Source organism: Halosolutus gelatinilyticus, assembly GCF_023028105.1.
Taxonomy (GTDB): domain Archaea; phylum Halobacteriota; class Halobacteria; order Halobacteriales; family Natrialbaceae; genus Halosolutus; species Halosolutus gelatinilyticus.
In genome coordinates, this window is the sequence record NZ_CP095491.1 from 2,981,741 (window position 1) to 3,002,140 (window position 20,400).

The following is a 20,400-nucleotide window of genomic DNA, read 5'->3' on the forward strand; positions in this document are numbered from 1 at the left end:
CGCGGCGTGAGCGACTAGCGGACACTGTCGATCCGTTCAAACTGCTATTATTTAGTTCTTGTAACCTACCGTATCGGGACCGCGCTTCCGGTTTCCGAGGACACTATGCGACTCGAGCCCCTACTCCTCCCCATGCACGTCGTCGCGCTCGGCGCGGGCTACGCAGGCCTGACCTTGACGCGATTGCTCGAGGACGACCTCCCCAAGGGGGTCGACCTCACGCTGGTCAATGAGTCGCCGGATCACCTCGTCCAGCACGAACTGCACCGCGTCGTTCGGCGGCCGGAGCTCGCGACGGCGATCACCGTCTCGCTGCCGCAGGTGCTCGAGCGGGCGGCCGTCCGCGTCGCTCGCGTCGAAGACGTCGACCGCGAGGAGCGCGTCGTCTCGCTCTCGAGCGGCGCCCTCGAGTACGACGTCGCGGCGATCTGTCTCGGCGCGCAGACCGCCTACTACGATCTCGAGGGCGTGCGCGAGCACGCGACGCCGCTCAAGCGGCTCTCGCACGCGATCCGGATTCGATCGCGGGCGCTCGAGGTGATCCGATCGGCCGCCGCCGGCCGCATCGTCGTCGGCGGCGCCGGCCTCTCCGGCGTCCAGGTCGCCGGCGAGTTAGCCGCGCTCGTCGACGAGGAGTACGGCGACGCGACGATCACCGTCCTCGAGCAACTCGACAGCGTCGCGCCGGGCTTCCCGTCGAACTTCCAGCGGGCGGTTCGGTCGGCGCTCGAGGAACAGGGGGTCGAGGTGCGAACCGAGGCGCCCGTCCTGCGGGCCGACGAGACGCACGTCCACCTCGAGTCGGGCGAGCGAGTCCCGTACGATCAGTTCGTCTGGACCGGCGGCATCCGCGGCTCGGACGCGCTGGCGCGCGAGCGGCCGGCTGTCGAGAGCGACCTGCGCCTCGACGAGCGGACGTTCGCGCTCGGCGACGCGGTTCGCGTGACCGACGCCGACGGGGAGCCGGTCCCCGCGAGCGCGCAGGCGGCGGTGCGCGAGGCGCGGACGGTCGCCGAGAACATCTCCCGCGTGGTGACCGCGGAACGCGACGAGGCGGCCGGAACCGCGACCGTGGACGACTCGGTCCTCGAGTTCGAGCCGTTCGCGTTCGACTCGCCGGGCTGGCTGGTCAGCGTCGGCGACGACGCCGTCGCGCAGGTCGGCCCCGCCGTCGTCACGGGGAAACCCGCGAAGGCCCTCAAGGAAACCGTCGGCTTCGGGTACCTCTCGTCGGTCGGCGCCGTCGGTAACGCGACCGGACGAGCCTATCGCGAGTTCGTCTCGCGGCGGTTCGGTCGGGAGGACTAGGCGTCCGCCGCTACTCGAGCGAGATGACGACCTTCCCCTGGTGTTCGCCGGCGTCGACGTACCGGTAGGCCTCGCGGACCTCGTCCTCCGCGACGCCGAAGGTGCGGTCGATCACCGGCTCGAGTTCGGCAGCAGCGATCGCCTCGGTCATCCGGTCGAACATCGCGCGGCTGCCGACGCCCATCGATCCCCTGACGGTGAGCGCCTTCTGGAGGATCGGGCCGGGATGGACCTGTCCCTCTGGGCCGGAGAGGACGCCGATCAGGTGGACGGTGCCGTCGAACGCGGCCGCCTCGATCGACTGCTGGAGCGTGCCCGGCCCGCCGACCTCGACGACGTGATCGACGCCGCCGGTCTCCTCGTGGACGGCCTCGCCCCATTCGGGCGTCTCCTCGTAATTCAGCGTCCACGTCGCGCCGAGGTCGCGGGCGCGCTCGAGTTTGTCGTCGCTCGAGGAGGTGACGAAGACGTCGGCCCCTCGCATCGTCGCGAACTGGAGTGCGAACGTCGAGACGCCGCCGGTACCGAGCGCGAGGACGCGCTCGTCGGCGCCGAGATCCCCTTCCTCGACGAGTTCGCGCCACGCGGTCAGGCCGGCGCAGGTGAGCGTCGCGCCCTGCTCGTACGAGAGGTGTTCGGGGAGCACGGCGAGGCTCTCCGCCGGGAAGGTGGCGTACTCGGCCAGCGTCCCGTCGACGTTGCCGCCAGTGGTCCGCGCGACTTTCTCGAGCGCGACGGGACCGTCGATCCAGTCGGGGGCGAACGGCGTCGCGACGCGGTCGCCGTCCGAGAGCCGCTCGACGTCGTCGCCGACCGCGACCACCTCGCCGGCGCCGTCGCAGAGCGGGACGACCGGCAGTTCCGCGCCCGGATACGCGAGGTCCTCGCGGGCGATGGCCAGATCGCGGTAGTTCAGCGACGCCGCGCGCAGCTCGACGAGCGCCTCGTCGGCGTCCGGCTCCGGCCGGTCGCGTTCGGTCTGGACGACGCCCGAGTAGTCGCTCGTGGGTTCTTGCACTTCGTAGGCCTTCATCGGACGGGAGAAGGAGCGCGCGAAACTTCGGTCCTCGGTCCGCCGATCGTTTTGCTGGTTCGCTCGGTCCTCAGGTATCGATCTCGCGGGACGCGACCGACTCCGTCACGTCCAGCGGTCCAGTCCGGTCTGCGCGACGCTCTCCTCGATCCGCTCGAAGCCGCGGGCGACCTCGTCCGCGTGGACCTCCCACTCGTCGACGACGTACTCGCGCGCCGCGGTGAGATCGGGATCGAGTGTCGCGTCGAACTCGTACTCGTCGGTCACGTTCGGCTCCCGGAACAACTGGCGCACGCGATCGCCGTACTCGACGCTGTCGCCGCGAGCTTCGAGGACGCTCCAGAGGTCGCCGTGCTCGGTGATCTCGGCGATCGCCGTCTTCGGGCCGATTCCGTCGACGCCCTCGTTGAAGTCGGTGCCGATGAGGATGGCCGCGTCGATCAACTGCTCGAGGGTGAGGTCGTGGTGTGCGAGCGTCGCGTCGAGATCCATCAGTTCCGGGTCGCCCTTGCTGGTCAACTGGCGAAGCGTGAGGGGGGCGCCGAAAAGCAGCGCGTCGTAGTCCTCCGAGCCGACGTAGTCGGCGTCCCCGCGGCGGACCATGTGCGCGGCCTGCGCCTCGCCCTCGGCGGGCGCCTCGACGATCGGAACGTCGAGCAGGGAGAAGAGTTCGCGGCTGGTCTCCTGAATCGTCGGCGTCAGTCGCTGGGTTCGCGACTCGAGCTGGGCGATCGCGATCTCGTCGCCCTCCTCACGGGCGACCTCGAGTTGCTCCTCGTAGGAGCGGCGCTGCTCGCGTCGGGACTCGATCTCGTCGGTCTTCAGTTCGGAGGGGCCGCCGTCGAAGACCATCACCGGGGTGATGCCGTTCTCGAAGAACTTCGGGAGCCCCTGGACGATGCCCACGAGGTTCGCCACCTCGGCGCCGTCGGCGGTCGTGTACGCGTCGCCGTTGGTCCACTTCACCGTCGTCGTCAGATACCGATAGAGCCAGTTGTGCGCGTCGACGGCCACGACGCCCTCGACCTCGGAGAACGGAATCTCCTCGATGACCGCGATGTCGCGAAGTGCTGCGTTTCCCATTGGAGAGCTATTGGATCGACTCGGATTTGAAACGTTGGCTTCCGTTCCTATCGATCGACCCGTTCGGGCGCGTCGCTGCCGCGCCGCGATTCGAGGAAGCCGTCCTCCTCCGCCGAGAGGTTGCGATCGCGGAACTCGTCGAGACCCGCCTGGTACCGCTCGCGATTGCGGCGGCGATTCGCGCCGTCGTCAGATCCCGCGCCGCGATCGGCCTCCCGCTCGTACTCGAGGATCAGTTCCGCGATGCCCGTCGTCTCGCCCGTGTAGGCGAACCCCGTCCGGTAGCACGCCTCGTAGGCGAACGGGTTGTTGACGGCGATCCGCAGCCGATCGTAACCGCGTTCGACGGCGCGATCGCGGACGAACGCGAGCAGTCGCGGGCCGATCCCCTCGCCGCGGCGATCGCGGGCGACCGTGACGTACCGCAACCACAGCGTTTCGGGGTCGGTGCGGTCCTCGTTGAACGCGACCGCGGCGACGATCGGCGCTCTCTCCCGCGCGTCGTCGCGCGCGACGGCCTTGCCGGTGTTCGTCATCACGAACTTCCCGGCGTAGCTGAACCGCTCGTGATCGAGCCGCAGTTTCGGCCCGTCCGGCGGCCACCCCAGCAGTTTGCACTCCACACGTCCCGTTCGGGCGCCAGCCACTACAAGTCATCCATTCCGGCGCGACGTCGCGGGAGGCGCCGGCGATCGAACTGCTTGCCAGCGCTGGGGGAGCCCTTTTTCCGAGGATGCGACTAGCCGCGGATACCATGAGTGCAGAGCCCGACACGACCTCCGCGTTCGACGTCCGTCGTCCGATGGGCTGGTCGATCGGCGGCGCGCTCGGTGGCGCCGTCGGTGCCGCCGCCTTCGGACTCTTCATGTGGCTCGTGGATCCCGAGATCCTCGACGCGGCCATTCCAGCGCTCTACGGGCTCAAACCCACTGGCGTCGCCGGGTGGACAATCCACATCGCCCACGGCATCGTCCTGGGACTCGTTTTCGGGTTCCTCGTGACGCGCAAGCCCGTACTCGGGGTCTTGCAGGCGGACGCCGACACCGACGCGCTCTCGGGGGCCGGGCAGTGGCTCCGGGTGACCGCCACCGGCTTCGTCTTCGGGCTCGCGATCTGGGCGATTCTGCCGGTGCTCGTCCTCCCCGTCTGGATGGAAGCGATCGCGGCCGGGTCCGCCGCCGAATTCCCGACCGTCGCCATCGATAGCCTCCTCGGGCACCTCCTGTTCGGAACCGTGCTGGGGCTCGTCTTCGCCACCGTCGTCGACCTGGACGGTCGGACCGTCGAGTCGGTATCCGAAGACTGAGGTGAATGCCGTCGCGCCCGCGAAAACGGGTTAATCGCCGGTCCCGTTCCCTCGATGGATGCCACGCGTCTGCGCTGCCTAGCTTTTTGTAACTCTCCCTGATACGATCGCACGATGACGGAAGAACAACTCCTCGAGACCGAACTCGAACAGACGCCCGCGGAAGCCGCCGATCGGCTCCGCGAGATCGCCGACGCGATCGAAACCACGGAGGAATTGACCGTCTCGGACGGCACGATCACGGTGACGGTCCCGACGCCGACCGACTCCGTCGAGTACGAACTCGAACTCGAGCGCGAGATCGGCGACGACGCCGACGAGTTCGAACTGGAGATCGAACTCGAGTGGTCGACCCGTCGCGAGGGCGCGCCGGTTGAATCGGAGGACGAGGAGGAAACCGAGGAGTAACGCCGCCCGATCGCGCCGGCCGCTCACTCGGTCAATCGTTCCGCTCGTGCTGTTCGATCAACCGTTGAATCCCCGCGCGGATCGCCTCGCTCCGGGTGTGGTAGACGTCGGCGTCGACGAGCGATTCGAGCGCCGCCAGCTGTTCGTCGGTCGCTCGGAACGTCACGCGATCGAGCGTCTGTCGGGGCTCCAGCCGAGAGTGTTTCGCCCTCGGCGGCGCGTCATCCGACGCCGAGCTACGCGTCACGATCGACCTCCCCGTCTCGACCGGGATCCGGACAGGAGTGGACACTCGGTTCGACTCCCCCTGCGCGGAGCGTCGTGCTGGTACTCCCGGAGACCATGTGCGTAGGTGGTATCGACCGGTAAAAAGCCCTCGCGTAGCACGGTGAAAGTGAAACAGAACGGCGTTCGTTTCCACTCGGTCACGTCGAAACGATCGGTTCGAAACGCCGCCGCTCCTGATCGGAATGGGGCCTCCGAACGAGTCCCCACGGGGCGGAGCCGCTCATCGCCGGAGCGGAAGCGTCGGCCCGGAATTCGAGCCCCGAAGGCGCGGCGAGTCGGGAGACAGCCTTACCCTCGTCCGGCCCGTGATACTGGTGCGGGCAACCGCAGAACACACCATGCCCGAAGATAGCAATTCATCCTCGCACCCCGAGACGAGCGAGCACGACAGATTCGAGCGACTCGAACGCGCCGAGTACGACCGCGTCAACGACTTCCTGCGCGATCGCGTCACCTTCACGGCCCGCGAGTGGGCGATCGCCCGCCTCTGTGCCGACTTCCGCACCAAGACGGGCGTCGAGATGACGACCGTCGGAGAGAACCTTCCCGACCTCGTCCCCTTCATGGACGACGAGTACACGCGCCAGTCCGTCTACCGGGCGCGGCGATCGTTCGCGGACAAAGTTCGCAAAGCGGGCGCGACGTTCCTCTACGGCGCCTACTCGGACTTCTTCACCGCCGACGAGGTGGACGACATCGTCTACGAGGCGACGGAAACCGCACGGTTCCTGATCGAAGTCGAAGGCGCGTCCCTCTCGCACGACGCCGAAGTCCACGCGGAAGACCGGATCAGAGCCGCGATGGAGGACGTCCACCGATCGAGCCTCGAACTCCGGTACGATCGCTGCCCGAACTGCGGCGAGCGGTTGGGGGAGGAGGCGATCGAATCGGAAGGATAGCAACGGTAGCGGTAGAGCAGCGCCTCTCAGGATTTCTTTTTCGAATCCGGTGGCCCACAGTGTAACCCGTCGAAAAGTGCGCGGACGGGATTTGAACCGCCCGAAGACGGTCTCGCTTAGGTCCTTGTGGCTCGCATGCGTACCGTCAAACTGCAGACGGACAGCCGTTTCTGGGCGACGTAGTCAACATCTGGATTCAGCGAGAAGGAAAGCACTGACGAGAGTTGTTGTACCCGCTCGAAACGGGTATCCGTTCTCACTGAGATGGGGTCCGGGTTTCACGCACCTTCCAATGGAACGACTGTCAAGTGCGCCCGCGAACCTAACGCGATTGCTTCTATCAGCTACCAATGGTGTTAGTAGAGTCGTGCTGAATATATCGCGCATATCGGTCACCGACCTATCGGGGCTAACGAGGGGTCGGAGCGGGAGCGACCGGGAGTTTCAGACGCTCGGATGGTGGTTTGTTCTGTCGTCGCTCAGGACTCGAGTGCCCGCGCGATCCACTGGTCGAGTGTCGGATGATGGGGTTTCCACGCGTCCCAGACTGCTCTCGCCCAGTCACGCACGAGCGCAGTATGTTCGTCGAGATCGTCCGCCTCAGCAACATCAACGACAGTAATATCACCCCTCGTCTCCGGCGGTTCGAGCCACGTGAACTCGTCTTTGTGCCTTGTTATTAGCCCGTCGAGTTTCTCTCTGACCGTCTCGGGGTTCATCCCCTTGTGCAAGTACAGGTCAAGGCCGACGAGATTGACGATTACCGACTGCGTCGTCTGTGGCGTCTTCTCGCCCGGATGCTGTGCCCAGTACGTATCGACGGTCAGCTGGTGGATCGGCGGATAATTCCACTCGCTGTACTCCCGCACCAGAACCTCCTCACAGAACATCTTCCAACACCCGGGTGACGTCGCACCAGGATTCTTATCCGGTCGAAACCCCGGGTACTCTCCATCGGGAACGAGTCCCTCGCACCCGTTACATTCGATCACGTCGTCCGAGGACGTCATTGGCTGATAAAAAGCCCCTCTCGGAGATAACCGCTTTCATGAGTATGCGTTTGGTACGTACTCCTTCAGCGCGATACACGCTCTCACGCACGGCCAACACGGAATCCATGGGAAAGGCGGGAACAGTCACAATCATTCTCTGTCGTGGTGGTATCAGCGCGACGGGCCATACCCCATATCCGCCCGCGCCCTGTCCGCCACCGTCTCCGACTCGATCGGCTCCCCATCTTGGGTGATTCGTACCTGATCGCGGCGTTCAGCACAGTTGTACTCCGGATTAACATTCATATCCTCTAGTTGTCTATTCCGGGGAAAAACGCCGGGCTGCGAAGCCGTCTTATGTATGGACCGGGATTTGAACCCGACTGCAAGACGATCATCCTCACTCCGTTCGGACGCTGTGGCTTGCGCGCTTCAAATCCGCGTAATTTCTGCTGCTTGCGGGGTTGTTCGCGTAAAAATATGCGCGGACCGGGATTTGAACCCGGGCCATGAGCTTGGAAGGCTCAGGTCCTGCCACTAGACCATCCGCGCGCACCTCTCGTTTTTCGCTCCACTATTAAGACTCTTGCTTTTCGGAGCGCACTCCGGCTTGCGATTTGTCCGATCGCGTGCCGATCTCAGACCGCACGCAGGGCTCGATCGCCGACCCGTACTCATCCGGCCGTCGTCATTTCGGGAGCCGTCACCGTCGCGTAACAGTTCCCGCTCGAAATCTCCCACTCGACGACAGCGAGATCGCTCGCCTCTAGGTCGCCCTCGAACTCCGCGGGCGAGTAGATGTGGTAGAACCGATCGACCGTCTCGCCGCCGGGGAGCGTCCACTCGATCGTCGTGTCGAACCCCTCGGTCTCGTCGAACCGATCGTGGGCGGTCGACCACGCGCTGACGAGCGCCCGGCCGCCGGGCGCGAGGACGCGGGCGAGTTCGTCGAGGCTCGCTCGGCGCGCGTCGGCGGTCGGCAGGTGGTGGAGCGTCGCCACGTAGACCGCGACGTCGATCGACCCGTCGGCGATCGGAAGTGCGGCGGCGTCGCCCTGGCAGAGCGCGACGTCGAATTCGCGGTCGGCGGCCCGACCGCGGCCGGTTTCGAGGAGGCCGCGGCTGACGTCGAGGCCGACGACCCGATCGAGGCCGGCCGCGGCGAGCAACTCCGCGTGCCGGCAGTTACCGCAGCCGAGATCGAGGCCGGTGGCGTCGAGATCGGAATCGTCGGGGGCGTCGATCGCCTCCGCGACGAACGCCTCGACCTCGGGCCAGGCGTACTCGCGAGTCGACGCGAAGTGCGTCGCGATCCGATCGTACGTGTCGCGGACGGCGGCCCGACGATCCATCGTGGTCGTATTCGTCGGGGGCGGTGCAAAAAGCGTTCGCAACAACTTAGCTTTCATCCCCACTCATACCGGCTGGCTGGTAATGCCACCGTGGGTGGGAATGAAAGGGGCTGTCGCGCTCGACTCGCCCGGACGACGCAAGCACCGCAGGACGAAGTCCGAGGAGCACAGCGAGTCCCGGAGGGTCGAGCGCGGCAGGGGCTTTCATGGTGTTCTCAATACCGATCGACGCCGAACGAACGTAGCTGAACCACTCGACTCAAACCAGAACCGCGAACAACAGGTACGAGAGCGCGACGAGCACGACGGCGTGTTTCGCGCCGCCCCTGATGTCGCCGGTGCTCAACTGGCCGGCGATCAGCCCCGAGAGCAGCCCCTGAATCAGTGTCGCGTGGTAGAACAGCGTCCCGTACTCGACGGTTTCCGCCGCGGAGAGCCCGCCGAGGCCGTCGATGTCGGCCGCGCCGTCCGCCATCTCGACGCTCTCGGCGGGGAGGTTCGGAAGGAGGTAGGCCGCCAGCACCGTGATGATAAACAGAAACACCAGAAACGAGACGTAGACGACGATCGTGTACTCGACCATCGACTGGCGCCGATCGCGTTTGAGACGCCGATCGGCGGCGGCCTGTCGGGCCGCGATCCGGAGTACGGTCGCGAGGTTGCCGCTGGCGTTCATCGCCTCGGCGAGCAGCGTCACGACGCGCGAGGTCGATCGGGTGCGGACCCGCAACTCGAAGCGGTGGAGCGCGGTCTGCAGGTCGGCGCCCCACCGGACGTCCGACCAGACGCGATCGAGTTCGGCGCCGAGCGGTCCCAGGTCGGAGTCGCGGACGTAGTCGACCGCCGACACCATCGGCATCCCCGCCTCGTTGACGCTCGCGAGGCGATCGAGCAGATCCGGGACGGCGGCCTCGATCGCGTCGATCCGCTGCCGGTGGAGTTCGTAGAAGACGGCGAAAACGGCCAGGACGAACAGGAGGCCCAGCGCGAACGCGTCGTCGACGGCCGTCGCGTCGAATCCGCCGCCGGCGAATGCGTCGGGGAGGTGCCAGAGGAGGGCCCCGAGGGCGATCGGGACGGTGACCGCGAGGGTCAGGGTCGGCCGGTCGAGGACGGTCCGCATCGGATTCCCGATCCGATCGCGGAGCCCGTCCAGCTGCCGGTAGTACTCGACGCGAGCGACGTTCTCAACGAAGCGAGTGCGGGCGACTCCGCCGTCGGTTGTCATCGGCGGGGCGTCGCTCGCTGGGGCGTACCGCGACGACTCGTCCTGGACCGCTTCGCCCGGATTGATCGTGTCGGTGATCGTGCTCAGGTAGATCACGAACGCGAGGTTCCCGAAGGGGACGATCAGGTAGATCAGCACCCGCAACGGGTCGAGCGTGTCGCCGACGGCGATTCCGATGATCACCAGGACGGTGATCAGAAAGAGCGGTCCCGCGACGAGGACCGTCACGTACGCCTCCGCGAGGGTGCCGAGCAACTCGAGCATCCGTTCCTGCTGGGACTCGGATTCCTCCTGGTAGTCGTGGTACTGTCGCTCGAGAAAGGCCGAGAGGCTATGGCCGCTCTGGAGGACGCTGGCGAGGTTCTCGGTGAACTCGCGGAACTGCGGGCTCGGACTTCGCCGGCCCATCTCCCGGACGGCGCTGACGACGTCCATCCCGAACGTGTCCATGTTCCGGACGGCGATCTCGAACTCCTCGGCGGCGGCGCCGTAGGTTTCGTCCTGGGCCGCGACGATCCGGATCACCTTCGGGAACTCCATCCCGCTGCGCGAGAGGGCGTAGATGAACGCCACCGTCGACGGCATCCCCGCCTCGATCCGCCGGGCGCGGCCGTCGGCGGCGTACGTCGGGTACCACCACCGGAGCCAGTAGGTTCCGCCCGCCGCGATCGCGCCGAGCGTGAGACAGGAGACGAACAGCAGCGCGAACAGTTCGGCGATCGAGAGCGCGGGCACGCCGCCGACGTTCGCGAGAAACGCTACCGCGGTCGGAAGCGCCTCGCGCATGGTCTCCGGATCGATCGAGAGGACGAGCAGGGCGCCCCAGATCGCGTAGATGCCGAGGATCGAGCCGACGATGCCGAGGACGCCGGCGTACAGCAGCGTCTTCGAGCCGTACTCGCGGTAGGTGGTCGGCAAGTGCGCTGCCCGTAGCGCCGACACCCTGTCGGGGTGTTCGCTCTCGAACTCGTCGACGTAGCCGCCGAACACGCGGACGGCCGCCCGAGTGAGAACGCGATCGACGCGATCGATTCGGCGGGCGGCGAGCGGCGAACAGAGCAGGACCGCGACCGCGAGCGGAACGAAGTTCGAGACGCCCATGGTCGATCAGCCCGTCCCGATCGGTTCGTCGGGTTCGGTGTTCGGTCCGGCTCGATCGCTCGCGGCTGCGTTCCGGTGCGCTTCCGCCTCCGATTCGAAGTCGGCCTCGCCGATCGTTTCGAGAACGGGCGCTGTGTCCGCGTAGTACTCGTTGACCAGCGCGGTGAATCGCCGGTAGTCGGCGATGCCGTTCGCCCGGAGGTACTCGAGGAACCGCTCGCGGTTCTCGAGTTCGGTCAGCAGCTCGCGCTGGGTCCAGCCGCGCTCGTCGCGGATCGCCTCCAAGACGTGGCTGCCGCTTCCCCGGAAGCTGTCCGTCTCGCCGTCCCACGTGTAGGCCGTCGAGTAGTCGAGTTCGCCCGTGCGCTGGTCGACTCCCTCGATCTCGGCGAGGACCTTGTTGCGCCGCACGCGGCCGTCGTCGAGGCGCGTGAGCGTCTGGACCGAGAGGATGTCGAGGCTCTGGACCATCGATCGCGGGACGTTGATCGGGTCGTTCTCCAGCCGGTTGATGACCGTCTGGACGGAGTCGGCGTGCATCGTCGAGTAGGTCGTGTGACCGGTGTTCATCGCCTGAAAGAGCGTCATCGCCTCCTCGCCGCGGACCTCGCCGACGACGATGTACTCCGGGCGGTGGCGCAGGGCCGATCGCAGCAGGTCGTACATCGTGACGTCCTTGCCCTCGTGGATGCGCTCGCGCGTGACCGAGGAGAGCCAGTTGTCGTGATAGAGCTGCAGTTCGCGGGTGTCCTCGATCGTCAGCACCTTCGATCGGGGCGGGATGAACATCGAGATGGCGTTCATGCTCGTCGTCTTCCCGCTCGCGGTGCCGCCCGCGAAGAGCAGGCTCTTGTTGTGTTCGATCGCGAGCCAGAGGTAGGCTAGCTGCTCGACGCTGAAGGTGCCGTACTCGAGCAGGTCGATCGGCGTGAACGGCTCGTCGGCGTACTTGCGGACGGTGAAAGCCGACCCGCGCGGAGTCACCTCCTCGCCGAGCGCGAGTTCGGCGCGCGAGCCGTCGGGCAAGGTCGTCTCGACCATCGGATCGCCGATCGAGATGTGCCGGCCCGAGTGTTGGGCCAGTCGAACGACGAACCGATCGAGGTCCTCCTTCCCGAAGGAGACGTTCGTCTCGATATCGGTGTACTCGTCGTGGTAGACGAAGATCGGAAGGTCGTAGCCGTCACAGGAGACGTCCTCGACGCGGGGATCGTGCATGATCGGATCGAGGCGCCCGTAGCCGCGAAAGTCGCGGTGGATGTAGTAGAACAGCCGGTAGAAGGTCGGCATCTCGATCTCGGCTCCGTAGCGCTCGAGGAACTCGTGGATCGTCTCCCGCAGGAGCGTCTCGACGTCGTCGTCGCCGCGCTCGCGGTACAGCAACGGATCGCGAACGTCGTCGAACAGCGTCTCCAGGAGCACCCGCTCGTCGGCCCGCAGTCTGGGCTCGACCGCGTGGTACAGGTGCCGGTTCTTCCGGGGGTCGTGCTGGATCGAGACGAACGAGAACGGCGCGTCGACCCAGTACCGTTCGACCTCCTCGAACCCCGCTTCGCCGTCGTACGCGAGCAACGGGCCGTGGGCGTTCGGATCGTAGCTGGTGACCTCGATCTGCGATCCCTGCAACACTTCGACGACCCGGCGAATCGTCCGCCGGGCCGTTTCGATCGTCGAGTCGAGTCGGTCCCTCGGTCCGGCGCTCGACAGGACGTCCCGTCCGGCACCTTCGTTCCGCTCGTCCGCCGCGGCCCCGTCCGACGGCGCCGACTCCGTCGATCCGTTCGCCGGGCCGGCGTCGACTTCGGTCCGACCGCGATCGCCCCCGTTACCCGATATGGAATCTGACATCTGTAGCCCCAGTACGGCACGATCCGGTCCGCTCTCGTGGTATCTCGAGACTCGACCGACTTAAATCAGATGGCCGATTGATTGTCCCTGAGACGGGCATATCGAATCGCTCGTCCGACGGGACGTGGTCGGTCGCCCACTTCTGCGTGCGTTACGTTCATACGGTGGGAGTACTAACCGATATGTACGGAATGAGGCGCGAGCACTTCACGTTAGACGTCAGCGATGTCGACTGGGTCGAAACCGATGGCGAACCCGAAAAGCCCTCGGTAACGATCGATTTCACGGGCCCAGCGACTGACCTTCGCGAGCGCCTCACTGGTCCCGACGGAGACGTTCTCGACGCCGGCGAGACCGATACCGCCCTCCGCCTCCAGGAACCGCTCGGGGACGATACCGCGGGGGTAGTGAGCGTGACCAACCGCATCACCGGCGAGTACATCCTCGAACTCAACGAGAGCGCCGAAGACGTCCTTCGATTCATCCGGGCCGCCCGCGGCTACGGCGAAGAGGTACCTGAGGACGATGGCCGGTACGAGGTCGAGATTCTGCTCGATGGCGAGCCGTTCGTCGCCTTCGACAAGCAGATGTTCCTCGTCTACGACGACGACGGAGATCTTCTCCGACAGCACAGTCTCATCCCCAGCGGCGTCGAACTCTAACCGCTGATTTTCTCATCCGCACGGGAGCCGCCAGCGGGATGCGTATCGGCTCGCCTAACCCAGACGTGCACCGGCGATCGCCGGGGTCGCCCGCGCCGAACGGAAACTCGGGAGCCGAACGGGCGTCTCGGGGAGTGACCCCGGCGGGACGGCCAGTCCGGCCACGCACGATCAGGAGGAGGCTGCCGACTTCCGATCGATCGACCCGGACGAGCGCGTCGCGGTCCGCGTCACGACCAATAATGAACTCGCGTGGTTCCCCGCGACAGCGCAGGCGGCAGATGCAGACGGGTGCTAACTGAGCGGCCGGTCCGGTCGTGGATCGAGTACAAGGGTGACCGCGCTGGTGGAGCCCTCGTACGCGATCGGTATCACCCGTGTGCAGGAGCGTAACGATACGCGGTCTCCTCAACGACGGAGGGATGCGACGAGGTCGTCTGCCGAACCGGTGTTCCGGTGGACGTCCAACAGTTCGAGAAGGGGCCTCAGCTCGTCGAATCGGGGCCCTTCCGTGACGACGGTCTCCGTTCGATCCCACCTGATGAACCCGTAGTCGACCAGTTTGGGAAGATGAACGTAGTGGAGACGAAGGCGGTCTTCGTTTACACCAGCGATCGTTTGGGAACTGGACAGAAATCTGCGGACGAATTCCTCGTTGGCCGCGACGATTTTCCGGGAGATGGGGGATAGCTCCGGGACGCGTTGGGGATCGCGGGCGGATAACCTGACCAATAACTGGCGTCGGTCCCTGTCCGCCAGCGCGTCGAATATCTCGTCGTTGTCGATCATTCACGGTCCCTCCTGCCTGGATGACGGGTTCGACACCATTAAAAATGGAATATTTTGACGGGGAACGGTTGTTTTGATCAACCGAGTAACGTCCGGCGGAACCCCGAGATCGGTCGGTGCTACGCTCGACAGATCGTGTGCTCGCGACGATTGTGCGGTAGCCGCGATGCTCGACGCGACCGTCACCGGCGAGGGACGTCGCGATTTCCGTTTCCGCCGACGAGTAACAGGTTCGAGCCAACGGACATGTTGCGGATCACGACCGACCGAACTCGACCCTATCTCCCGAAGTTACGTTGCCGGGTCTTTGGAGGGGACTAATCCCGACGCGATCAATCGGCGGAGGAGGACCACTACGCCGTTTTCGAGCCCCGTGGCGTAGATCGCGTGTTCTTGGGCACTGTTCTCCTCGGCGTCCGGGTAGTACGACCCGATCAGAAGCGTCTCACGGTCGATGAGGAGGATGTGACTGATCGCGACTTCGTGATCGGCCGCCGGGCCGATGAGCCAGTCTAACCCCGTTTCGAACACCCGGACGTTCGGGAGTTCCGCCCCTAATCGAGTCGTGATCGGTTCCGTTCGACCGCCGAGGATGATCGACAGGTCTCGCTCCACCGCGTCGTGCAATTGTTCGAACAGCGGGTCCCTCAGGAGCGATTCGTCTACGATGAGGAATGCGATTTCCGAGTCTGCCTTGTCGATGAGATCGAGCATCCGCGAGTCGATCGCGTCCCGACCCGACAGCGACCACACTTCTCGTACGTGATCGTCGGCCGTCTCGGTGTCGTGATGTTCGACCGCTTCGAGGTGCGTCTTGAGCGTCTCGATTCGCCTGCTGTACTTTTGCTGGAGGGTACGGGTAGCCTCCTCGATGCTGACGGCGCGATACTGCTGGGGACTCGAGTGCTGGACTTCGACCAGTCCCTGCGATTCCAGCACGCGGATGGCGTCGTAGACCCGCGTTCGGGGGACCTCCGAAATCTCGTGAATCTCTTTGGCCGTCCCGCTCGGGAGTTGCGTCAGCGCCAGAAAACAGCGCGCTTCGTACTGCTGCAGCCCCAGCTCTTGCAGCAAGCTTACCGCCTCGTCGGTGATGTCGTCTTGTGTCATGGCCCAACCACTCGTTCGCTGATTCGAACAGGGACAGTTCGGTCCGAAGGCGGAAAAGGGTTCATGCATGGATCCGCCGAAAACGGGCAGCCCGTTATGGTCAGAGACGAAGAAATGGATTTTCACTCGAATAATCACACAAACTACTTGAGTAGGGGACTCGGTATGTTCCATTGGTGTGCCTCTCTTGGCCCAACCACGATGGGGCACGCCGCTTACTCTACAGACGATGAGATTAGCCGATTCCGCTCGGCTGATATCGGGTTCGAGACCAGCAACGCTTCGCCGGTGATCGGAGTTTCCCGGAGGTAGCCGGCTCCTGCTCGTGACGTCACTCCTGCCGTCCGTCACTCGATATTGTTGAAAATTGGCCGTTCGATCGCCGTCACACCCATCCGGCCGGAAGCGTTTCTTGACGGTCGTTCAATAGCTTGAGCGCGGGCCGGATTTCGTCGAAGCTGGACCCTTTCGTTATGACGTGTTCTTCTTGATTCCATTCGATAAAGCCGTAATCGTCCAACTTGGGCAGGTGAGCGTGGTAAATGCGGGTCAGTTCATCGTCCCTGTCACTCCCTTCTCGAGGGACGCCAGGCGGTTCCGCGACCTGTCGTGGATTGTGATCCAACAACTCGACTAGCAACCGGCGGCGGGTGTCATTTGCTAACGCGTCAAACATTTTATCAATCATGCAACTATTCCTATGGGTAGAAGTACACTTCCAATCTTATCAAACGTATAAATTTTCACGATATTTCTATGTTTTGATTAACCGAGTGACCGCCGTGTCATAGTTCGTACCGGTAGCGACCGATATTCTCCCACGGTGCCGGCCGAAGAATCGACTCTCAACGGTTCCGGAACGGTCAGTTTGATGTCCCGGTACCCCCGAGTCCGTGTCGATGCCCGATACGGACTGGCAGGGAATCGCGACGCGGTGCGGACTCGCCGCTCCCGTCGTTGCCCTCGGTTCGCTCCTGCTCGCGACGATCGTCGCCTCGCCGGAGACGTTCACGTGGCGCGGTCACGCCCTCACCGAGATGGAGCGCTATGGCGCGGAAACGTTCTGGCTGTTCAACGGGGGGCTGATCGTTGGCGGACTGCTCGGCCTCCCGTTCGGGTGGCGACTCTGGCGGGCCGGCCGTCACGTCGTCGAGCGCGCGGGTGTCGCCCTGGTGCTCGTCGCCGTCGGCGGGATGATCGTCGTCGGGGTGTTCTTCCTCGACCACGCGGCGGTCTACCTCGACACTGAGCTGCACGTCGCGGCCGCGTTGGCGTTCTTCGGCATCGCACCGTTCGCGCAGTGGGTATAGGGTTCCGGCCAGGTGATCGCGGGCGAGCCGCGACTCGGACTGGCGTCGATCTGACTCGGTATCGTCCATCCGGTGACCTGAATCGCCTGGTTGCTGTTTCGGACGAGCGCGAGCGATCCCTGGGCGTGGTTCGCCGTCGCCGAGTTCGTCGTCGCGCTCGCGTTCGGCGCGTGGGTCCTGCTTCTCCTCGGATCGATCTCCCGCGATCGGATGCCAGTCGCGATATCGCGCAGCTGAGGGTGTGAAACCGGCTTTGCGATCGATCGGCACACAACGTTTAAACCGAAACCCTCCCTATAGCCGGCCATGCATAAAGACGAACTCCTCGAGCTCCACGAAGAACTCGTCATCATCATGGAATATTTCTCCGAGCGCGAGGAGGTCGACGAGACGCTCTTCGACGAGTACCGGGAGCTCGACGTCGATCCGTCTCACGTCCACAAATCGAAAAGCGAACACAAACACGCGGTCTTCGTCCTCGGGAACGCCCTGGCGAACGCGATGAGCGACGACGAGTTCTCGAGCGCCGGCAGAATTGGCAAGCGAATGAAAGAACTCGCCGAGGACGCCGAGTCGAAAATATAGCCGATCCTGAGTTCTAGGCGAAACGTATTTGGTCCGTATCCCACTTGTTGGATTATGGATTCGCGCACGCAGGAGCGCGTCGAACGATGGGATTCTCGCCCGTTCAACGGCGGCTACGACGGGCTCTCCGATCTCGCTGACTCGGGTTTTTCGGGAGCCGTAACCGCTGCCGGAACGTGGTTGTTCATGCTCAACGGTCGCGTCGTCGGCGTCGTCGACGGCGACATCGAAGACTTCGAGAACGCGTCGGGGACCCGTTACGAGGCATCGGACCCGTCCCTTCCCTTGCTCTGTTCGATGGAAGAGCGGGGCGGCGAGACGAGGGCGAAGTACTACACGAACGAGACGCCGCTCCGCGAGGTCGACGACACCCTCCAGAGCGGCTCGTTCACGGGGTACCTGGTGCTGAGCGAAAACGTGCTCAGCGGCGACTACTACGTCGTCTACTACGGCGGTCGGCGAATGGCCGCGGCCTACATCGGCAACGCCGAACGCCTGCTCACCGGCGACGAGGCGTTCGAACGCGCCGCCGACGAGGTGGGCATCTACGAAGTGATCGACGTCGACGTCGACGTCACCGACGTCCCGGGAGCCGAAGTCGATCCCGCTTCTGGCAATGCGTCCTCGACGGCGGTCGAACCGACGTCGGAATCGTCGTCGACCGCGGCCGATTCCGGACGATCGCCCGGCGAATCGGGATCGACCGACGAGTCGGCCGCATCGGCGATCGAATCGATCGACCTCTCCGGCGACGGGGCCCCGATCGAAGACGCGGCCGACGGCTCGGACGACGACTCGCTCGCGACGGGCGGGATCGATCTCACGGACGATCCTACCGGCATCACGACGACGGCCGACGCGGACCCGGAGCCGGCGTCGGCCGGGATCACCGATACGGAGATCGATCTCGGTCCCGCCGCGAACGGTCCCGACGACGGGACCGCGTCCTCGACCGAGTCGGACTCGACGGCGGGGATCTCGTCCGACCTGCCGATCGAGGACGCGGAGTCCGGACAGTCGACCGCACCGGACGGCTCGGCCGACGACGTCGACGGATCCGGGACGGACGCTCCCGCGTCGACGGACGAGGGCGTGTCCGTCGACTTCTCCGCCGCGGACGTGGAGTCGGAACCGACGGATGCGAGCGCCGGGGAGGCGGTCTCCGAGCCAGATCGATCCGAGTCCGCTGACGGCGAATCGGCGACCGAGCCGGCGCCGAATCCGGATCTCGAGGAGATCGAAGCGGCGGCCGAAGAACTGGATCGAAACGACATCTCGTGGGTCGACGACGATGACTCGTCGGAGTCGACCGCGACGGAGTCGACCGACGACGGGGGATCATCCGCGGCGACCGAGTCGTCCTCCGCCGGGAGCGACCTCGACGAGCGGTTCGAGGAGGAAGAGCAGTGGCGGGAGACGCGAAGCATCCCGTCGATCGATCCGGACAACAGCGAGACGCCGACGTCGTCGCGGACGCGATCGTCGCAGGCGCGATCGACCGCGAGCGCCGATCAGAGCGCTTCGGGGACGGGTTCGTCCGGTTCGACTAACCGCTCGTCGGCGGACGCGCGGGACTCGGCGGACGGCCGTCGAGAGGGACGCGCCGGTTCTCGATCACCCTCGCGGTCGCAGTCTCGGTCCCGTTCCCGGGCCGATAGCGGCTCGGACGGCGCGACCCAGGAGCGGGTCCAGAAGCTCACCGACCGGCTCGAGACCCTCGAGGAGCAACGCGACGCACTTCAGGCGAAAGCAGAGGAGCGCGAAGCCGAACGCGACGAGTTGCACTCGAAGAACCAGCAACTCGCGTCGACCGTCGAGCGGCTCCAGTCGCGGATCGACGACCTCGAAACGGAGCTCGAGCGGGCTCGCGAGGAGGCCGCCGACGCGGCCGCGTCGGCCGCCGCGGACGAAGCGGGGAGTACCGCCGCGACCGAACTGCCGCCCCAGCGGGCGCTCTCGCAGACGAACCTCTTCGTCCGGTACGACTCGAAGAGCCAGCCCACCCTGGAGAAGGCCCACGACGGCGCCGCCGATCGAAGCGAGGTCGCGGCGAACCTGCGACTCGAGCACCACACCCAGTTCGACGCGGCGGACGTCGCCGTCGACGGCCGCCCGTTCGAGGAGTTCCTCGCGTCCACGATGGCCTACCGGTTCGTCAACTGGCTCACGGAGCGAGTCCTCTACGAGATCCGCGACACCGGGAACGCGGACGGGCTGGCCGACCTGTACGACGCGATTCCGCGGATCGATCGCGCGGAGCTCAACGCGTCGGTCTCCCTGGAAGACGACGACACGGCCGAGGTTCCGGATCGGGTCGAGTTCGACGCGATCGCCTACGACAAAATGGGGAACCCGCTGGTGGTCGCGAACCTGAACGAGTCCCGCACACCGGCGACGAAAGGTATGCTCGAAGAGATGGAAGAGCACGCGTCGGCGGTGAAAGCGAACTATCCGGATCTCGCGGCGTCGGTCGTCGTGACGTCGAGTTACTTCGAACCGGGCGCACTCGAGATCGCAGAACAGGCGACGAGCGGCGGCTTCCTCAGCCGCGGCTCGAGGCTCAGCTACGTGAACCTCTCGCGGAAGGCGGGATACCACCTCTGTCTCGTGGAATCCCGTTCCGAAGGGTTCCACATGAACGTACCCGAACTCTGAGATCGGCTCCGTCTCAGTCGATTAGCCTTCGATCTCCGCGACGTCTTCGATCTTCATTCCTTCGAGCTTGTCGATGATGTCGTCGATCTTGCCGTCGAGTTCGTCGACGAACTCCGCGGTGCGCTCGGTCTTGATCGCACCCTGGCTGGAGGGCTCGATGAGGTTCTCTTCCTCGAGAACGCGAAGAGAGTAGCGAACCTTGTGGTGTGGGTACCCCGTCTCGTTCGACATCTTGACGATCCCGATCGGCTCGTTCTCGATGACCATCTTCAGGACCTGCAGATGTCGTTCCAACATATCAACTTCCTTCTCAAGTCGGTCTATCATGGCATTTGTTAACTTGTCTTTGGACCTTTTAAAAGTTACTCTCGGCGACTGAACCGACCGCGCTCGCTTTGCCGATAGTGCGTGGCATCCGTTAACGTTTCGCCTTCCGGCTACGA

The 20,400-nt window shown here is 65.0% G+C and carries 20 protein-coding genes and 1 tRNA gene; 8 read left to right on the forward strand and 13 right to left on the reverse strand.

Annotated elements, in window-relative coordinates; genetic code table 11:
* Window positions 1–132: 132 nt before the first annotated feature.
* Entirely contained in the window at window positions 133–1,308 is a 1,176-nt protein-coding gene (locus MUH00_RS14645; RefSeq protein ID WP_247003978.1) for an NAD(P)/FAD-dependent oxidoreductase, read from the forward strand.
* 10 nt (window positions 1,309–1,318) lie between these two features.
* Here the strand turns inward: MUH00_RS14645 and MUH00_RS14650 are convergent, their stop codons facing one another.
* The 3 genes from MUH00_RS14650 to MUH00_RS14660 all read right to left on the reverse strand — a co-directional run bounded on the left by MUH00_RS14650 (window position 1,319) and on the right by MUH00_RS14660 (window position 4,047).
* A complete protein-coding gene (locus tag MUH00_RS14650) occupies window positions 1,319–2,341 on the reverse strand; it encodes a zinc-dependent alcohol dehydrogenase family protein (protein WP_246999795.1) in 1,023 nt (340 codons plus the stop codon).
* A 105-nt stretch (window positions 2,342–2,446) separates the two neighbouring features.
* Window positions 2,447–3,424 (reverse strand): flap endonuclease-1, encoded by a 978-nt coding sequence (gene fen / locus MUH00_RS14655; protein WP_246999797.1) that lies wholly within the window; start codon window positions 3,422–3,424, stop codon window positions 2,447–2,449.
* 47 nt (window positions 3,425–3,471) lie between these two features.
* Window positions 3,472–4,047 (reverse strand): GNAT family N-acetyltransferase, encoded by a 576-nt coding sequence (locus MUH00_RS14660; RefSeq protein ID WP_246999799.1) that lies wholly within the window; start codon window positions 4,045–4,047, stop codon window positions 3,472–3,474.
* A gap of 131 nt (window positions 4,048–4,178) precedes the next feature.
* Between MUH00_RS14660 and MUH00_RS14665 the strand changes: the two genes are divergently transcribed.
* Together MUH00_RS14665 and MUH00_RS14670 are read left to right on the forward strand one after the other, a co-directional pair.
* Complete coding sequence (locus MUH00_RS14665) at window positions 4,179–4,730, forward strand: hypothetical protein (protein WP_246999801.1); 552 nt, start codon at window positions 4,179–4,181, stop codon at window positions 4,728–4,730.
* Between the two features lie 114 nt (window positions 4,731–4,844).
* A complete protein-coding gene (locus MUH00_RS14670; RefSeq protein WP_246999803.1) occupies window positions 4,845–5,138 on the forward strand; it encodes an amphi-Trp domain-containing protein in 294 nt (97 codons plus the stop codon).
* Between the two features lie 31 nt (window positions 5,139–5,169).
* On the opposite strand, the gene MUH00_RS14675 is transcribed toward MUH00_RS14670, so the two are convergent.
* Window positions 5,170–5,385 carry a ribbon-helix-helix domain-containing protein gene (locus MUH00_RS14675; RefSeq protein WP_246999805.1) on the reverse strand — a complete coding sequence of 72 codons (216 nt, stop codon included), beginning with the start codon at window positions 5,383–5,385 and terminating at the stop codon, window positions 5,170–5,172.
* 379 nt (window positions 5,386–5,764) lie between these two features.
* On the opposite strand from MUH00_RS14675, the gene MUH00_RS14680 reads away from it, so the two are divergent.
* Window positions 5,765–6,325, forward strand: coding sequence for a DUF5806 family protein (locus MUH00_RS14680; protein ID WP_246999806.1), 561 nt, complete (start codon window positions 5,765–5,767; stop codon window positions 6,323–6,325).
* A 479-nt stretch (window positions 6,326–6,804) separates the two neighbouring features.
* Here MUH00_RS14680 and MUH00_RS14685 read toward each other — a convergent pair whose 3' ends face one another.
* The 5 genes from MUH00_RS14685 to MUH00_RS14705 form a co-directional block, all read right to left on the reverse strand.
* Entirely contained in the window at window positions 6,805–7,335 is a 531-nt protein-coding gene (locus tag MUH00_RS14685; RefSeq protein WP_246999808.1) for a DUF5946 family protein, read from the reverse strand.
* 463 nt (window positions 7,336–7,798) lie between these two features.
* Window positions 7,799–7,869: transfer RNA gene (locus MUH00_RS14690), tRNA-Gly, on the reverse strand.
* A gap of 122 nt (window positions 7,870–7,991) precedes the next feature.
* Window positions 7,992–8,669: a class I SAM-dependent methyltransferase gene (locus MUH00_RS14695; RefSeq protein WP_246999810.1), complete on the reverse strand. Its 678-nt coding sequence runs from the start codon at window positions 8,667–8,669 to the stop codon at window positions 7,992–7,994.
* Between the two features lie 259 nt (window positions 8,670–8,928).
* Window positions 8,929–10,998, reverse strand: coding sequence for a type II secretion system F family protein (locus tag MUH00_RS14700; RefSeq protein WP_246999812.1), 2,070 nt, complete (start codon window positions 10,996–10,998; stop codon window positions 8,929–8,931).
* Between the two features lie 6 nt (window positions 10,999–11,004).
* The gene (locus MUH00_RS14705) at window positions 11,005–12,846 is read right to left on the reverse strand and encodes a type II/IV secretion system ATPase subunit (RefSeq protein WP_246999814.1); all 1,842 of its coding nucleotides are present in this window, start codon (window positions 12,844–12,846) and stop codon (window positions 11,005–11,007) included.
* Between the two features lie 191 nt (window positions 12,847–13,037).
* Between MUH00_RS14705 and MUH00_RS14710 the strand changes: the two genes are divergently transcribed.
* Window positions 13,038–13,508, forward strand: coding sequence for a DUF5793 family protein (locus MUH00_RS14710; protein WP_247003979.1), 471 nt, complete (start codon window positions 13,038–13,040; stop codon window positions 13,506–13,508).
* Window positions 13,509–13,916: 408 nt separating this feature from the next.
* Here the strand turns inward: MUH00_RS14710 and MUH00_RS14715 are convergent, their stop codons facing one another.
* From MUH00_RS14715 to MUH00_RS14725, 3 genes are all read right to left on the reverse strand, one after another.
* Window positions 13,917–14,297, reverse strand: coding sequence for a DUF7344 domain-containing protein (locus MUH00_RS14715; RefSeq protein WP_246999816.1), 381 nt, complete (start codon window positions 14,295–14,297; stop codon window positions 13,917–13,919).
* A 291-nt stretch (window positions 14,298–14,588) separates the two neighbouring features.
* Window positions 14,589–15,407 (reverse strand): TrmB family transcriptional regulator, encoded by an 819-nt coding sequence (locus tag MUH00_RS14720; protein ID WP_246999818.1) that lies wholly within the window; start codon window positions 15,405–15,407, stop codon window positions 14,589–14,591.
* 385 nt (window positions 15,408–15,792) lie between these two features.
* Window positions 15,793–16,095: a DUF7344 domain-containing protein gene (locus MUH00_RS14725; RefSeq protein WP_246999820.1), complete on the reverse strand. Its 303-nt coding sequence runs from the start codon at window positions 16,093–16,095 to the stop codon at window positions 15,793–15,795.
* Between the two features lie 211 nt (window positions 16,096–16,306).
* On the opposite strand from MUH00_RS14725, the gene MUH00_RS23010 reads away from it, so the two are divergent.
* The 3 genes from MUH00_RS23010 to MUH00_RS14740 all read left to right on the forward strand — a co-directional run bounded on the left by MUH00_RS23010 (window position 16,307) and on the right by MUH00_RS14740 (window position 19,957).
* On the forward strand, window positions 16,307–16,717 hold the full coding sequence (locus tag MUH00_RS23010; RefSeq protein ID WP_321576069.1) for a DUF998 domain-containing protein: 411 nt from the start codon (window positions 16,307–16,309) through the stop codon (window positions 16,715–16,717).
* Window positions 16,718–17,023: 306 nt separating this feature from the next.
* Window positions 17,024–17,302: a UPF0058 family protein gene (locus tag MUH00_RS14735; protein WP_246999821.1), complete on the forward strand. Its 279-nt coding sequence runs from the start codon at window positions 17,024–17,026 to the stop codon at window positions 17,300–17,302.
* Window positions 17,303–17,356: 54 nt separating this feature from the next.
* Window positions 17,357–19,957: a DUF7527 domain-containing protein gene (locus MUH00_RS14740; RefSeq protein WP_246999823.1), complete on the forward strand. Its 2,601-nt coding sequence runs from the start codon at window positions 17,357–17,359 to the stop codon at window positions 19,955–19,957.
* Window positions 19,958–19,978: 21 nt separating this feature from the next.
* Here MUH00_RS14740 and MUH00_RS14745 read toward each other — a convergent pair whose 3' ends face one another.
* Window positions 19,979–20,284, reverse strand: coding sequence for a hypothetical protein (locus tag MUH00_RS14745; RefSeq protein ID WP_246999825.1), 306 nt, complete (start codon window positions 20,282–20,284; stop codon window positions 19,979–19,981).
* Between the last annotated feature and the right edge of the window lie 116 nt (window positions 20,285–20,400).

Coding starts and splice junctions, on each gene's coding strand:
- fen (WP_246999797.1), bottom strand. CDS start 3,424: ATGGGAAACGCAGCACTTCGCGACATCGCGGTCATCGAGGAGATTCCG.
- MUH00_RS14715 (WP_246999816.1), bottom strand. CDS start 14,297: ATGATCGACAACGACGAGATATTCGACGCGCTGGCGGACAGGGACCGA.
- MUH00_RS14665 (WP_246999801.1), top strand. CDS start 4,179: ATGAGTGCAGAGCCCGACACGACCTCCGCGTTCGACGTCCGTCGTCCG.
- MUH00_RS14695 (WP_246999810.1), bottom strand. CDS start 8,669: ATGGATCGTCGGGCCGCCGTCCGCGACACGTACGATCGGATCGCGACG.
- MUH00_RS14735 (WP_246999821.1), top strand. CDS start 17,024: ATGCATAAAGACGAACTCCTCGAGCTCCACGAAGAACTCGTCATCATC.
- MUH00_RS14720 (WP_246999818.1), bottom strand. CDS start 15,407: ATGACACAAGACGACATCACCGACGAGGCGGTAAGCTTGCTGCAAGAG.
- MUH00_RS14700 (WP_246999812.1), bottom strand. CDS start 10,998: ATGGGCGTCTCGAACTTCGTTCCGCTCGCGGTCGCGGTCCTGCTCTGT.
- MUH00_RS14710 (WP_247003979.1), top strand. CDS start 13,038: ATGAGGCGCGAGCACTTCACGTTAGACGTCAGCGATGTCGACTGGGTC.
- MUH00_RS14645 (WP_247003978.1), top strand. CDS start 133: ATGCACGTCGTCGCGCTCGGCGCGGGCTACGCAGGCCTGACCTTGACG.
- MUH00_RS14745 (WP_246999825.1), bottom strand. CDS start 20,284: ATGATAGACCGACTTGAGAAGGAAGTTGATATGTTGGAACGACATCTG.
- MUH00_RS23010 (WP_321576069.1), top strand. CDS start 16,307: ATGCCCGATACGGACTGGCAGGGAATCGCGACGCGGTGCGGACTCGCC.
- MUH00_RS14725 (WP_246999820.1), bottom strand. CDS start 16,095: ATGATTGATAAAATGTTTGACGCGTTAGCAAATGACACCCGCCGCCGG.
- MUH00_RS14680 (WP_246999806.1), top strand. CDS start 5,765: ATGCCCGAAGATAGCAATTCATCCTCGCACCCCGAGACGAGCGAGCAC.
- MUH00_RS14740 (WP_246999823.1), top strand. CDS start 17,357: ATGGATTCGCGCACGCAGGAGCGCGTCGAACGATGGGATTCTCGCCCG.
- MUH00_RS14650 (WP_246999795.1), bottom strand. CDS start 2,341: ATGAAGGCCTACGAAGTGCAAGAACCCACGAGCGACTACTCGGGCGTC.
- MUH00_RS14705 (WP_246999814.1), bottom strand. CDS start 12,846: ATGTCAGATTCCATATCGGGTAACGGGGGCGATCGCGGTCGGACCGAA.
- MUH00_RS14685 (WP_246999808.1), bottom strand. CDS start 7,335: ATGACGTCCTCGGACGACGTGATCGAATGTAACGGGTGCGAGGGACTC.
- MUH00_RS14670 (WP_246999803.1), top strand. CDS start 4,845: ATGACGGAAGAACAACTCCTCGAGACCGAACTCGAACAGACGCCCGCG.